Source organism: Treponema denticola (genome assembly GCF_024400535.1).
Lineage (GTDB): Bacteria > Spirochaetota > Spirochaetia > Treponematales > Treponemataceae > Treponema_B > Treponema_B denticola_C.
In genome coordinates this window covers 2,237,976-2,253,058 of record NZ_CP038800.1, presented here as the reverse complement: position 1 = coordinate 2,253,058, position 15,083 = coordinate 2,237,976, and the positions used below count along the sequence as shown (strand labels likewise).

The 15,083-nt window shown below is 34.7% G+C and carries 11 protein-coding genes and 3 pseudogenes; 11 read left to right on the top strand and 3 right to left on the bottom strand.

Going from position 1 to position 15,083, the window contains the following annotated elements:
• Positions 1–126: 126 nt before the first annotated feature.
• From E4N78_RS10575 to E4N78_RS10540, 8 genes are all read left to right on the top strand, one after another.
• On the top strand, positions 127–1,404 hold the full coding sequence (locus E4N78_RS10575; RefSeq protein ID WP_255810513.1) for a S41 family peptidase: 1,278 nt from the start codon (positions 127–129) through the stop codon (positions 1,402–1,404).
• Between the two features lie 375 nt (positions 1,405–1,779).
• The gene (locus E4N78_RS10570; RefSeq protein WP_255810512.1) at positions 1,780–2,937 is read left to right on the top strand and encodes a S41 family peptidase; all 1,158 of its coding nucleotides are present in this window, start codon (positions 1,780–1,782) and stop codon (positions 2,935–2,937) included.
• 240 nt (positions 2,938–3,177) lie between these two features.
• The gene (locus tag E4N78_RS10565) at positions 3,178–3,393 is read left to right on the top strand and encodes a hypothetical protein (RefSeq protein ID WP_255810511.1); all 216 of its coding nucleotides are present in this window, start codon (positions 3,178–3,180) and stop codon (positions 3,391–3,393) included.
• Positions 3,394–3,450: 57 nt separating this feature from the next.
• Positions 3,451–4,713 carry a S41 family peptidase gene (locus tag E4N78_RS10560; RefSeq protein WP_255810510.1) on the top strand — a complete coding sequence of 421 codons (1,263 nt, stop codon included), beginning with the start codon at positions 3,451–3,453 and terminating at the stop codon, positions 4,711–4,713.
• Positions 4,714–4,966: 253 nt separating this feature from the next.
• Positions 4,967–5,257 carry a hypothetical protein gene (locus E4N78_RS10555; protein ID WP_255810509.1) on the top strand — a complete coding sequence of 97 codons (291 nt, stop codon included), beginning with the start codon at positions 4,967–4,969 and terminating at the stop codon, positions 5,255–5,257.
• 62 nt (positions 5,258–5,319) lie between these two features.
• Positions 5,320–6,654 (top strand): S41 family peptidase, encoded by a 1,335-nt coding sequence (locus tag E4N78_RS10550; RefSeq protein WP_255810508.1) that lies wholly within the window; start codon positions 5,320–5,322, stop codon positions 6,652–6,654.
• A 187-nt stretch (positions 6,655–6,841) separates the two neighbouring features.
• A complete protein-coding gene (gene argS, locus E4N78_RS10545; RefSeq protein ID WP_255810507.1) occupies positions 6,842–8,614 on the top strand; it encodes an arginine--tRNA ligase in 1,773 nt (590 codons plus the stop codon).
• A 75-nt stretch (positions 8,615–8,689) separates the two neighbouring features.
• Positions 8,690–9,529, top strand: coding sequence for a ComFC family protein (locus E4N78_RS10540; protein WP_255810506.1), 840 nt, complete (start codon positions 8,690–8,692; stop codon positions 9,527–9,529).
• An 8-nt stretch (positions 9,530–9,537) separates the two neighbouring features.
• Here E4N78_RS10540 and radC read toward each other — a convergent pair whose 3' ends face one another.
• The gene (radC, locus tag E4N78_RS10535; protein WP_255810505.1) at positions 9,538–10,215 is read right to left on the bottom strand and encodes a RadC family protein; all 678 of its coding nucleotides are present in this window, start codon (positions 10,213–10,215) and stop codon (positions 9,538–9,540) included.
• A 349-nt stretch (positions 10,216–10,564) separates the two neighbouring features.
• Here radC and E4N78_RS13870 point away from each other — a divergent pair.
• From E4N78_RS13870 to E4N78_RS10515, 3 pseudogenes are all read left to right on the top strand, one after another.
• Positions 10,565–11,370: pseudogene (locus E4N78_RS13870) on the top strand (hypothetical protein).
• A 129-nt stretch (positions 11,371–11,499) separates the two neighbouring features.
• Positions 11,500–11,730: pseudogene (locus tag E4N78_RS10520) on the top strand (hypothetical protein); the annotation flags it as partial.
• Positions 11,715–11,960: pseudogene (locus E4N78_RS10515) on the top strand (hypothetical protein); the annotation flags it as partial. The pseudogenes E4N78_RS10520 and E4N78_RS10515, both read left to right, overlap by 16 nt.
• A 187-nt stretch (positions 11,961–12,147) precedes the next feature.
• Here E4N78_RS10515 and E4N78_RS10510 read toward each other — a convergent pair.
• Both E4N78_RS10510 and aat read right to left on the bottom strand, forming a co-directional pair.
• The gene (locus tag E4N78_RS10510; RefSeq protein ID WP_255810503.1) at positions 12,148–14,133 is read right to left on the bottom strand and encodes a hypothetical protein; all 1,986 of its coding nucleotides are present in this window, start codon (positions 14,131–14,133) and stop codon (positions 12,148–12,150) included.
• A gap of 189 nt (positions 14,134–14,322) precedes the next feature.
• On the bottom strand, positions 14,323–15,063 hold the full coding sequence (gene aat / locus E4N78_RS10505) for a leucyl/phenylalanyl-tRNA--protein transferase (protein ID WP_255810502.1): 741 nt from the start codon (positions 15,061–15,063) through the stop codon (positions 14,323–14,325).
• Between the last annotated feature and the right edge of the window lie 20 nt (positions 15,064–15,083).

Sequence of the window (15,083 nt, the reverse complement as noted above, 5' to 3'; positions counted from 1 at the left end):
ATACTTAAAGTAAGGTCTTTTTAAAAGACTTGAGGTAATTCGTATTCCAATCAGTAAGGTAATATGATTCAACGAAAGGACTGCACGGCCTTCTAGGCTGTGTAGTCTTTCTATAGGTATAATAAAATGAAAAGGAAAAAACTAATACTTAAAGCCATTTGGGTTTCTCTTATATCATTATTTATTATAATGTCTCTTCTTATCTCAAAAAAACATGATACGATACCAGGTTTTATTTCCGCCGAAAAAATGAAAGCTGACTATGAATATTTTTGGGATTTTATTTATAACGGCTATCCATTTACCGAAGTATGTGAACGCAAAGGAATTGATTTAGGACAAATAAAACGGACAGGATATAGGTATTTATCGGATCCCATGATGCAGCATGGATATTATTCTTTTTATAAGGATTTATGCAGAAAAATTACAGGAAATAGATATATAGGCCATCTTTATCCTTCAGATTATTTTGATTATAAGAAAATATTTAAGCAGACTACAGCTCAGTTTCCATTGCGTGAACAAAAAACTTTGATAGATAATTTTTATGCTTCAATGCCTAAAACAGGTGCTTTTGCCGAGAAAAACAATATGCTATATGCAGATGATTTTAAAAATATAAATCCTCCGTTGATGGGGACTCGTAAGTACTCAAAACCATATACAAAGATAATAAATACTGATTATATTGCATACATAAAAATCAATTCTTTTCTTATAACGGAAGGGAAAGAAAAGCAAGAGTATATAAAAGTCTTGGAAGATTTTTTTATTGAAACGGCAAATTATAAACATATAATTATCGATATACAAAATAATGGAGGCGGATATATTGAAAATTATGAAGCAATAATATCTCCAAATATAAAGGAAAATCTGACAATAGTTTTTTATGGTCTTTATAATGAAAATAAATATACTGATATTTATTTAGGTATGTTTTTGAACTATAACGATGTAAAAAAATTAAAAAAGAATGAAGTTCCAAATATAGAAAACTGCGGTACTATAAAAAACGATAAGGCTTATATATTAAAAAATATAATTTTTTCTCGTTCTGCTAAGGGATATAAACCTTGTGATGATAAAAAGTTTTGGCTTCTTATAAGCAGTGATGTATACTCAGGAGCAGATCGTTTTGCTTATGTGTGTAAAAAAACAGGATTTGCTACAGTGATCGGTACCAATACGGGAGGTGCCGGAACAAATGGTGAATCGCCTATGTACATTGCTCTTCCCAACAGCGGCTTATTGATAAAGTTTGATTTTATGTACGGTTTAACCGACGACGGATATTGTACCGATGAGTTCGGCACCGCTCCCGATATTTATAATCTCCCCGGAAAGGATGCCTTAGAGACCTGCTTGGAAACTATAAGAAAATTAGAATCGAGAGATTAATTTAACCGCAGAGCACGCGAAGGGCGCAAAGAATTTTTTAGGGTGTTTTTATAACCAAATCTTTAATATCCCTTTGCGGCCTTGGCGTTCCTTGCGGTTTATTAAAAATAAATAAAAATCCTAAATTTCCAAAATAAACACTTGACATATTGCAAAAGTATGGTAGAATTAAAGTAAGGTCTTTTTAAAAGACTTGAGGTAATTCGTATTCCAATCAGTAAGGTGGTAATATGATTCAACGAAAGGACTGCATGACTTTTATTAGTTATGTTAGTCCTTTTTATAAATATAAATAATATGATGACGAAGAAAAAATTACTAATTAAAATCATTAAATTTATTATTATCATTTCATTTATAATAGCAACTATTATAGTGTCTAAAAATAATGATATGGTATTTGATACTCTATTATCACAAAAGAATAAAGATGCTGATTATAAGTATTTTTGGGATTTTATTTATAACGGTTATCCTTTTAAAGAGGTTTGTGAACGAGTTGGTGCAAATTTAAAAATGATACAGGAAGAAAACTATAAAAAACTATCAAATTTAAGTACTGAAAGAGAGTATTATGATTTTTATAAAAATTTATGTACAGAAATAACATCTGGTAAGAATATAGGTCATCTTTTAGTAATGAGTTATGACTCTTATATTCGAGAGTTTGAGCCAAATACTGAAAAATTGCGTAAATACCGCTTTATTATAAATAGTTTTTATAAAAGATTGGGAACAACGCAAGATGAAAAAGATTTTTTTAAACTAAGACCTTCTTATATTTCTTATAAAATAGTTGAACCGGAAAAAATAGTGTATCTTAAAATAGATTCATTTTATACGCTAGATCGGCAGCACTATGAGCAATATGCTATAGATATATGGAATTTTCTTAGAAATACAGCCGGCTATAAGCATATAATAATTGATATCCGTGATAACGGCGGAGGATATTTAGATAACTACACTATTATCATTCAACCGAATACAGGCGGAAAGAATTTAAAAATTAAACAATATGTTTTATATAATGATAATAAATATACAAAACTCCATATAGAGGATATATTTAAAACAACTTACATAAAATTAATATCTAAAAAAAATATTAAAGGAGTAAAAAATTGCGGTACTTTGAGGAATGATAAAGCTTTTGTTTTTGAAAATGTAATCGTATATTGTCCGTTAAATTATTATAAACCGTGTAAAGATAAAAAATTTTGGCTTCTTGTAAATAGGGGTTCTTTTTCTGCTTCGGATAGTTTTGCCTATACTTGTAAGCAAAGCGGATTTGCAACTGTTATAGGTGAGAACACGGGAGGTTCAGGTTTGAATAGCCCTTTTATCGGCCCCCAAAGGATGGTTCTGCCCAATAGCGGCTTGGTAATAAGATATGATTTTGGATATGGGCTTAACGAAGATGGTACATCAAATGCCGAATTCGGCACCGCTCCCGATATTTATAATCTTCCCGGTAAGGATGCCTTAGAGACCTGCTTGGAAACTATAAGAAAATTAGAATCGAGAGATTAATTTAACCGCAGAGCACGCTAAGAACGCAAAGAATTTTTTAGGGTGTTTTTATAACCAAATCTTTAATATCCCTTTGCGGCCTTGGCGTTCCTTGCGGTTTATTAAAAATAAATAAAAATCCTAAATTTCCAAAATAAACACTTGACATATTGCAAAAGTATGGTAGAATTAAAGTAAGTTTTTTTTAAAAGACTAAAAATATTTGAGTTTAGGTGTAGGCACCTAAACAAAGTAGTTTTTGTGAAAGATTTATTGAACAATGGGTTTCAGTCTGTGTCTGAAACGGAGATGGTAATGGTTGAGGGAGGAAGCCCTACACCTCCGGGAGTTGAACCCGGTCCTGCTCCTGACGATGCAGGGCAATATCCTATAATGGGATATCCGAGGCATCCCGACCATCCTAAGAAAGGCGGCGGAGGTCGTGATACTAATAATGGAAATGCCGGTAACTGCTAATTAAAGTTTTTATGCTTGGGGGTATATATTCTTACCTCAAGCATTAAGGATGTGAATATGAAAATAACTTTTAATAAAAAATTCATTATTAAGTTTTTGCTATATTCTTGTTTAGCAGCTTTTTTTATTTCGGCTATAATATTATCGAAGAAAAAAGAAGAACCGAAACGGTTTATTTCTTTTGAAAAAATGAAGACTGATTATGAATATTTTTGGGATTTTATTTATACAGGTTATCCTTTTACTGAAGTGTGTGAAAGACAGGGTGTTGATTTAAAATACTTAAAAAAAACTTCCTTTTCTAATTTAGAAAAGGTTTATACCGAAAAAGATTATTACGAGTTTTATAACCTGCTTTGCAGAGCTATTACATCAGATAAATATTTTGGACATTTATACCCTAATAATGTATCTTATTCTACATATTTTGACGGCAATTTTTCATCAAAACTTTTTGATGATTACCGTTCTTTGGTTCATAATTTTTATTCTAATTTTGCAAAACAATCCGGATTAAATCTTAGACATTCTGTGTATCCTGCAAAAGATTCTCCGGCTGAAATTTATGTTTCACAAAAAATAATTGAAGATAAAAAAATAGCTTATATAAAGATAAACTCTTTTCTAATTAAAGGTATTGGACAAAAATTACAATATATAAAAGACATAGATAAATTTTTTCTCGAAACATCCGGTTATAAACATATAATAATAGATATAAGGGATAATGGCGGTGGAGCTTATGAAGATGCTCTACTTCTTATAGCACCCCATTTAAAAGAAAATACTTATTATAAGCGCTATGTGTTATATAATGAAAACAAATACACAAAGCCTTACTTGGATTTTATGTGTTCACGCCATCAGAGTATTGAGTCTATAGAAAAATCAAGTATACCTAATATTCAAAATTGCGGAACTATTAAAAATGATAAAGCTTACGCAATAACCGAATATGCTGCTTTAAGACCGATTATGGGATATAAACCTCGTAAAGATAAAAAGTTCTGGCTTCTTATAAATAACGGATGTTATTCTGCAAGTGATAAATTAGCAAGTGTTTGTAAAAGAATAGGTTTTGCCGTATTGGTAGGAGAGAATACAGGTGGGGCAGGAATGAATGGGCTTTACCCCATGCACTTTGTTTTACCCAATAGCGGATTAATATTCTTTTTTGATTATGTTTACGGACTAAATACTGAAGGTTATTGCCAAGATGAAGTAGGTACAGTTCCCGATATTTATAATCTTCCAGGTAAAGATGCCTTAGAGACCTGCTTGGAGGAAATCAAAAAGTTAGGGGAGAGGACAAACTTTTGATGGAGCAAAAGTTTTTATCTGTTTAACCGCCAAGCTCGCAAAGGACGCAAAGAATTTTTTAGGATGTTTTTATAACAATTCCTTAATACACTCTTTGCGGTCTTGGCGTTCGCTGCGGTTTTTTATGTGTTTATTAAAAAATAAATAAAAAAATATTATTTATAAACATTAGTTGACAAATAAGCAAAGTATGCTATACTTAACATAATACTAAATTTGAGTTTAGGTGTAGGAGCCTAAACAAAGAGTTTACATGAACAATTTATTAAGAAAAGGGTTTCAGCCTGTAACTGAAACGGAGATGGTAATGGTTGAGGGCGGTGGTCTTAATTATCTCGATTTTTGGTATTGGGATACAGAGGCTATTGAAAATGAGGATGGCACTATAACAAAAGAATGTAGAAATGCTCAACCTGTTGAGAGAAGTGAATATCCTGAGGAAATTAAGATTGTATCAGGAATAATGCAAGCCAAAAAAATGTCAGGTTGCGGTTCAGGATGTTATGCATCTTGTTGTGTCAATAGTTTAAATGATTATTTTTAAATTAATTTAAATTCTGTCCTATAAAATTTTATAGGACAGTTTGTAATATTGCGAGACTTTATATGAATAAAAGAACATTATTTACACTCATCACAGTTTTAGTTATTGCCGGAATTGCAGCTTGCATTATTTTTATTTATTATATTCCGTATCAAAAAGAATATGCTTTATATAAAGATACTTTTATGCCTAAACAAAAGATGCAAGATGATTTTGATTATGTATGGGACTTCGTTGAAAACGGTTATCCTTTTAAAAATGTATGTATCAGAGCCGGATCCGATTTGAAAAACATTAAGGAAGAGTATACCAATCGTTTGCATGAACCGAAAAATGAATTTGAATATTATTTATTTTATCTTGGGCTTTTTAATAAAATTACAAAAGAAAAACAGGTGGGACATTTAAATATATATGATATGAGTTCTGTACATCCTGTTACAAAAAAAGTACAAAATACACGGCTTTATGATAATGATGCCGAGGTCAGGCAGTTTTATGAAAAAGCCTTTATGTGTTTGAATGATGTAAGCGGAATTCACATAAATAAATTGGAAGCCTTGCTTAAAAAATATAATGTTAATTTGCCTATTGAAGATAGTGATAAAGAAAAAATTGATGAGAGTATGCTCATATCTAAAATTATTAAAGAGAAAAAAATAGCCTATATCGGTATAAAAGGTTTTTCTCCATATAACAAGGCCGAGTACATAAACCGTCTTTGTAATATGTTAAAATCTTTTGAAGGATATGAACATTTAATTATTGATGTACGTGAAAATATAGGCGGAGATAAGTATATTTGGTCTAAATATCTTGTTTCTCCTATAATTAAAGAAAGCGGTGAACTTTATGCTAAAATAGCTTATGACAGTGAGAATGAATATTTTAAAAAATATGAATCAAATTTTCTACAACGCAAAATGGGACAATCGGGAAATCTTGAAAGTTTTCAATTTGCCGAACAAAATAAAGAAGATAAAGACCACTTTGATTCTATAATAAATTATGGTTTCGGTATTCATCCGGGAGATAATGATACTAATTTCACAATTAATTTTACCGGCCGGATTTGGCTTTTAATAAATGGAAAAACTCAGTCTGCAGCAGATCGGTTTGCTTATTTTGCAAAAGGAAAAAAAAGAAATGCTGAACCTTTTGCAACCTTGGTAGGAGAAAATACCGGCGGCATAGGCCTTAACCTATTGTCAAGCCGCTTATATTTGAAGCTTCCCGAAAGTAATATGCTGATACAAAGCGATATGACCTATGGGTTAAATCCTGACGGTTCTTGTCATGACGAAGTAGGCACCGCTCCCGATATTTATAATCTTCCAGGTAAAGATGCCTTAGAGACCTGCTTGGAAACTATAAAAAATTTAGAGCAGAAAGACTAGTTTTTTACCGCTTAATTTAACCGCGAAGCCCGCTAAGGACGCAAAGAATTTTTAGGATGTTTTATAGCCAGACATTTAATATCCCTTTGCGGCCTTGGCGTTCGCTGCGGTTTATTTGATCAGTGTTTAATTTAACTGTTCAGGCCCGATTGAAAAGTTTCAAAAAATCTGTTATAATCCGCCTATTATGGAAGATATTAAAACTACGTGGCAAAAAATTATTGCCGACACCTTAAACGGGATAGCTCCCGAAACATGCGATAAGATTTTACCTGAGCAAATAAATATAGAAACACCTCCTAATCCCGAGATGGGGGATGTGGCCTTTCCTCTTTTTACCTTTGCAAAGAGCTTTAAATCCTCTCCTGCAAAGATTGCTTCCGATGTTTGTGCCCGTCTTTTAGAAAACGAGGATATAAAAAAATACGGAATGCCTAAGGCGATAGGCCCTTATTTAAATGTCTTTCTTGCCAAAGGGGATTTAGCCTCGAATGTTTTGGATAAGGTTCTAAAGGAAAAAGAAAACTACGGGAAAACTTCTTCTCTTTCCGGTAAAAGAATTATGATTGAGTTTTCAAGCCCGAATACCAATAAGCCCCTCCACCTCGGCCATCTGCGTAACGATGCCTTGGGTGAAAGTATTTCGCGTATTTTAAAATTTTGCGGGGCAGATGTTTTTAAGGTAAACATTATAAACGATCGGGGCGTTCATATCTGTAAGTCCATGATAGCCTATCAAAAATTCGGCGAAGGAAAAACTCCCGAAAGCGAAAATATAAAGTCTGACCGCTTTGTCGGGGACATGTATGTTGCTTTCCATAAATACAGTCAGGAAAATCCGGAAAAGGCAGAGGCCGAAGCAAAGCAGATGCTTTTGGATTGGGAAGCCGGAGAAAACAAGGAACTAATCGGGCTTTGGAAAAAGATGAACGGTTGGGCGATAGAAGGTATTAAGGAAACCTACAAAAGAACAGGTATCTCTTTCGACAAACTTTATTTTGAAAGCGAAACTTATTTAAAAGGAAAGGATCAGATCTTAAAAGGTTTGGAGGCCGGAGTTTTTTATAAGGAAGAGGACGGTTCCGTTTGGGTTGACCTCGCTCCCATCAAGCTCGATAAAAAAGTATTGCTTAGAAGCGACGGAACTTCTCTTTATATGACTCAGGACATAGGCACGGCAATTTCCCGCCACAAGGATTGGCCCTTTAATCAGATGATCTATGTTGTAGGAAACGAACAGGAATATCACTTTAAGGTGCTTTTTTATGTTTTAAAACAGCTCGGCTTCGAATGGGCCGACGACCTCTATCATCTTTCTTACGGAATGGTAAACCTGCCTGAAGGAAAAATGAAAAGCCGCGAAGGTACGGTTGTGGATGCCGATGACCTTATCAATTCTCTTCAAGATGAAGCCTTAAAAAAGATTGAAGAAAACGGAAGAGAAAAGGAAGTAGGCGACGCCGCAGTTGCTGCCGAGAACATCGCCGTAGGAGCTTTACATTATTTTCTTTTGCAGGTAAGCCCTAAAAAGGATATGCTTTTTAATCCTAAAGAGTCCCTTTCCTTTACCGGAAACACGGGCCCCTATCTTCAATACATGGGTGCTAGAATTTCTTCTATTTTGAGAAAGGCCGAAACAGCCGAAGGCAAAGAAAAGTTAAAGAACGGAAAACTCAATGCTTCCCTTTTGACAAATGAATCCGAATGGGAATTGTTAAAGACCTTAGAAGACTTCCCTGAACAGGTTGAACGCTCTGCCTTGCGTAAAGACCCGAGTGCCCTTACGGCTTATCTTTATGAGCTTTCAAAGGCATTCAGCCGCTTCTACCGCGATTGCCCAATTCTTTCGGGCGATGATGCCGACCTTTCTTATACAAGAATGGAATTGGCAAGGGCTACAAAGATAGTGCTTCAAAATGCAATGAACTTGGTACTCATTCCGTTTATGGAAATAATGTAAACTTTTTATAAATTATTTTTTAAAAATTACTAAAAGATTTATAAAATTATGATAATACTAATGAGGAGTATTATCATGATAAAAAGAATTAAACTAAGAGCTTTGACTTATCTGCGGAATATTTATGCCCGAATAATTTGTCCGCAAGTTTGTTTCTTTTGCGGGGAAGAAACGGGAACAGGTATTCCGTTGTGCAGCAAATGTTTACAAAAAGAAATTACCGAGCCTGTTTTATTCCGGCTTAAAAATCCTGAAAAGTTTTGTTCATCTTGCGGAAAAATTTTGATTTCCGAAAAAGAGTTTTGCACGGACTGCAGGGCTAAATTAAGAGAAAAAGAAAATCTAAGAACAGAAGAAAGGGAAGATTGTGCAAAACCTCTTCTCATTCAATCCGATTTTCTCAAAAAGGTTTACACCATTTATCCTTACAAGGGCAGGGGAGGCGAGCTTTTACGCTTATGGAAAAATCAAAACATGAGGGGCTTTGCGGAAATTTATGCTTCTGCCATTGCTTCCTTTATCGAAGGGCTTCCCGAACTTCAAAGCGTTCCTATGGTGCCGGTTCCGCCCCGTCCTAAAAAGATAAAAAGCAAGGGCTGGGATCAAATAGAAGATTTGTCCCTTTATTTGGAACATATTTATAATCTTCCAATCTTGCGTTGTTTAAAACGAATGGACGGGGCTTCCCAAAAAAGTCTTTCCCGTGAAAAACGGGCAAGCAATCTAAAAGGAAAGATTTTTTTAAAAAGGCAAAAATCCTTTTCAAAATCGAAAGGTTTAAAAACCGCCTTACCCGAAAAGCTAATAATCTTAGACGATGTTATGACCACGGGAGCCACCCTTAACTTTTGTGCGGCGGCATTAAAAGAGGGAGGCTGCAAAGAAGTGATCGGCCTCTGCCTCTTTTTTGATTAAGCATCCTTTTAAATATCGAACCTTGTTCCGCTTTGGACAAAACTGAAAAAATTTCCGTTAGGTACCAAGATTATGTGATCCAAAAGCTTGATGCCTAAGATTTTTCCGGCCTCGTAAAGGCGTCTTGTCAATTCCATGTCTTCACTTGAGGGCTCCAAATTTCCCGAAGGATGATTATGGGCCGCAATTATTGCAGCAGCCCTGTCCTTTAAAGGGTCTGAATACACTTCACGAGGATGCACTATTGTTCTATTGATAGTGCCGACACTCACAACACGGGTTGCAATAATTTCGTTTGCTCCGTTTAAAGAGACGCAGATAAAATGCTCCCTATCTCTGTCTGCATAGTGCTGTAAAAGCGGAACTACATCGGTCGGGTGAGAAATCGTGCGGTTCTTGTTGTCGTAATACCTCCTTCCCAATTCCAGAGCAGCAAGAACCGTTGAAATCTTTGAGTCTCCCATACCTCGGATAGAACGCAGATAGCCCTCAATTTTTTCAGGCCTTGCTCTATCGATGTGCAGAATAATATCATCGGCCAATTCTTTTACAGGCTTGTCCTTAATGCCTGTGCGTAAAAGAATGGCCACCAAATCGGAGTCGCTTAAATTTTGAGGCCCGTACTCTAAAAGCCTTTCCCTCATATCGGGTTTATCCGTATTGGACGAATTTTTATAGTCTATCATCAATTATATTGTATGTATTATTTGAAAGATTTACTACTTTTTATAAAATTATAATTTTTCGATTTCGGAAAGCCCTGTTACCTTCTTAATTAAAGCCATATCCGGTTTTTCCATTTTCATACATTTGGCTGAAAAGAAGGCGGGAAAACAACCACGGAAATCAATGCGGTTAAATTACACCGAATAAAACAGCGAAGCCCTCAAGGAACGCGAAGGAAAATGAAAGAATATGTCATCAAAACATCATCAAAATTCCTTTGCGCCCTTAGCATCTTTGCGGTTAAATAAAAAAACAGCTCTTACAAAATTGAGGTAATTGTGGTATAATACAATCAATGAGGGGGCGGCTATGAGTACTTCAAACAGAAAATACAAAGACTCGGTCTTCGTTGATCTTTTCTCGGAAGACGAAAAAGCGAAAGAAAACTTTTTATCGTTATATAACGCTTTGCACGGAACAAACCTGCAAATGTCTTGTCCTGTAGAAAATATAAGGCTCGATAATGTCATGTATATGAACATAATAAACGATGTTTCCTGTCTTGTAGACAATAAGATTATAGTTCTTACAGAACATCAATCCACCATAAATGAAAATATGCCCAGTCAAGGAATGTACTTCCGTGTACATTCCTTGACTTCGAGTTTTAGGCTTACAGCCTAAAACATCGTGTACTTGCGGCTTTTACGGTGTCCGTGCCGTAACCTTAATTAAAGAAGATCGGGTTCTTAGGGCGGAGCCCTAAGCAGTGCGGGAAGAAGAGAAAGGGTTTTAGGGAGAGAGAGGAAACCTTGCTCTGAACGAGGTGTCCTCTCTCTCCCTAAGAGAGCGGCTTTACCAATGCGGTAAAGATATGTATAGAAAAAGGAATATTAAAAGAATACTTACAGAGAAAATCACGGGAGGTAATAAACATGTTAGTAGCAGAATACGATTATGATACGGATATTGCAGTACAGAGAGAAGAAAGCCTAAGAATTGGAATACAGCAAGGTATTGAGCAAGGTATTGAGCAAGGAATACAACAAGGCTTTTCTGACGGCTCATACAAAACAAAGCTTGAAACGGCAAAGCTGATGAAAGGTATGAATTATCCGATCAATGATATTTGTACAATATCAGGTCTTTCTGTTGAAGAAATAAAGGCTCTATAAAAATCAACTTTTTGCAAATAGGCGGAGCAGATGCAAGGAGTTAGGCAAAAAAGTACCGCAGGCGTATCGGGCATACGTCGAGGACACTTTTTTGCCGTGTGACGCAGCAGATGCCTGCATATTTGCAAAAGAGAGGTAATAAATATGCTACTAGCCGAATATGATTACGATACAGACATCGCAGTACAAAGAGAAGAAAGTCTAAGAATTGGAATACAACAGGGTATTGAACAGGGTATTAAGCGAGGCTTTTCCGATGGAGTAATAAAAACAGCTTTAGCTTTTAAGAAAATGGGTATACCGATAGCAAAAATTGCTGAGGGTACAGGGCTTACTCAAGCGGAAATAGAAAAATTATAAATATGTTACTAGCCGAATATGATTATGAAACCGATATAGCCGTGCAACGAGCAGAAGAACGGGAAATAGCCTTTGCCGAAGGCATTGAACAGGGTATATCTCAAGGTATATCTCAAGGCTCATACCAAAAAGCCCTTGAAACGGCAAAAATATTAAAGCAGCTCGGTGATTCCGTAAAAAAGATAATACAAGCAACCGGTCTCAGCCAAGAAGAAGTAGAAAACATTTGATCCACCGCCATCCGTGGCAGTTCTGATACGTCGAGGATTTTCAGAAGCGGCATGGATGCCGCCGGTTACATCAGAAGCGATGTTTCGGCAGCACCGAAACTCGCTGCCAAAAGTGTACAAGGATGTACGCTTTTGGCAATGTAACGCAGCAGATGCCCGCATATTTTCAAAAAATCGCACAAATCAACTAACTGCGGGATTTATTTTGGGTTTGTAATAAAGCGAGAAGTTGATTCTGTTGTTTTTTTATGGAACCATGATAATTAGGATTTGTATTTCCATTTATTGTCTTTGCTTCACCACGATATATATATTTTTTTAGTTTATTATATATTTCTAGTGAGCCAGTATAATTTTCAGGCATATTTTCTTGAGGAACTAATGTATTTAATACTTCATCACCTTTTCCTTCTAACGGGCTATTTTTAATCTTTCCATGTATTTCCAAACTATAGTTTATAGTTGGAACATTATATGGGATGTCAATAAATTCGTATTCTTGACCTAAATCAAATTGCTCTTTTGGAAAGGTTACATCTTTTAATATAATAGTATTTGCTTCAGAATGTGCCATATTATATGGTAAAGTTGTATTATCAAAAGTTAAATTTACTGGACCTGTTGTTCCTTCATATCGCATTTTTGATAGGTTACTATTTTTAAATACTATATTTCCAGTAACAGAATTTCCTTCAAAATTCAATAATTTTAAGTCTTCTTCAGTCATAGTAGTAGTATTTACATTATTTAAAACTAAATTTTGTATTCTTGTTGATCTTGTATCTTTTTTTAATACACTATCCCATTTTTCATTAGTTCTTCTACGAAATTCTAATAATTGTTCTACAGGTAAAGGTTCTGTATTATCTTTTCCACCATTGTATTCAGTAACATTTGGTCCTGGGCAAGTAAATTCTTTTACATTTAAAAATTTTATACCATCATTTTTTCCAACAAGTTTTGGAAGTAAGTCTTTTACATTACCTTTTACATACATATCACCGATAACTAATGCATCCTTTAACTTTTCATTGTTAATTAGTTCTAAAATTTGATCTGCTTTGATATAAGGTGTTATATTATATGCATTTGTACCATGTGTTATTGTTTGTTGTAAATCCCTTAATAAAATTTGAATATTATTCGCTTTATCATTTTTTACAGTTATATTTGTATCTTGTAATATATTTAGTTTTCCATTTGTTACTTCTTTATAAAATTCATTTACATCAAAATAATCTGTTAAAGTGCTTTTAAATGCTACAGGAACATTTACATCACCATCTTTAAAATTCAAAACTGCTTTGTTAAGTGCATTGAGTTTAGTTTCTTTTAAAAATTTTGGAGTAATAGGAGTAGATATATATTCCCATTCAATATTTTCGGAATTTCGCTTTTTATGAAAAGTATTTATTTTTAAGTTTGTTGAATCAAAATCAGGATTTGTTTTTTCTTTTAAATTGTTGGCAATATACTTTGCTATTCCTTTATTACTTTCATTACTATCCATAATATCTTGTAATGAGATATTACCAGTAATAGATGTTATTTTTAGTTTATTATTTTCAATGTTAAGAGTAATACTTTGTTTAGTAAAATCTTGATTTTCTATATTTAAAACACTTAATTTGTTTATAACTGCTTGCAAATCATTTTCTGCTACTTCTATTATTCCTGTATCATTAAATGATTTTATTGTAAGAGCATCAGTGTTGATTACTATATTATTAGTGCTTTTTTGTGCAAGTTCTTCAATTTCATTTAAGAAGATAGTTCCGCTTACCTTAATTATATTACCGCCCGCATCTTTAGTAACATAGATAACCGAATTTCCAATAGTTATTTGTTCTGCCGGCTGGCTTGCTTCCTCTTCCACTACTGCGGAAACTGCCGTATTTTTTTCGATTTTTACCTTTTGCGTAATGGTATTATCTGTAACATCGGAATATGTTATGCCGTTTATAATAAGCTCTTTAACCTTATGGCCTGTGTTTGCGGAAAGCGTAAAGGTCAGCTCGCTGCCCTTATCAACCTTTCCGTCGGCAGGAAGCGCGGGGCTTACTTCAATTTTGCCGTTTGCGGGTTGGGTTATACTAATTTTGTATTTTGTGTCCTCTATAGACGGGGGGGGGGACGATGGACGGTTTTTCGGTTTTTTTAGCCGTGTCCACATTTTGATCGCAGCTCGATAAAAATACGGCAATTAAAACAGCCGTAAACAAAAAACACTTTTTCCTCATAAACTAATCCTCCAAATTTTGTGGTAAGTAAATCTAAAATCTGTTTTTTACTACATATTTACTATTTTAACCGCTTTTTTATAAATTGTCTAGTGTTCGCAAGTATACTTGTTATATAAAAATCAGGAATTTAAAATCCCGAGATACCTGCTTCTCAGCATCTTAAAGCCGCCGAAGCGTTTTATGTTTTCGGAAGGGATTTGGGCATCTATTAAAATACCCTTTTTGTTTTCAAAGAAGTCTTGGGCAAAGAGGGCGAAGGCTGTTTTGGAGGCTCCGCTTATCTCGCTGAACATGGATTCGCCTATAAAGACCTCGTTTATATAAAGTCCGTAAAAGCCTCCCGCCAATTCGCCTCCTTTCCATGCTTCTACAGAGTGGGCAAAGCCCAGCTTGTGAAGAAGCCTATAAGCTTGAAGCATGTCATCGGTGATCCAAGTTCCTTTTTGCCCCTCTCGTTTGATTAGGGCACAGTTTTCTATAACTTCATCAAAGGCTTCATTTAAGCTTATCCTAAAATCCGTCTTTTTTATTTCTCTTTTTAGGCGGGACGGAATATAAAAAGAAGCCTTATCGATTACAAACCGCAGAGAGGGAGAAAACCAGATTATCGGGTCTTCTTCGGAAAACCAAGGAAAAAAAGAATGTTTATAGGCCGAAAGAATCATCCCCGGCGAAAGGTTCCCTCCCGATATGACTTCATCATCTTGGGATTTTTGAATATAATCTTCCTCTCCCAAGGCCTTATTAAAATCAAAAAAATCTTCGCTCTCAAGCCAAGGAAAATCCTTTTGACTTCTTTTTAAGAGTATCTTTTTTTCCGTAGAACTTAAAAGCGATAATGAAGAAAAATCGGTCTGCATTTGTTTTTACTAAAAAGCCG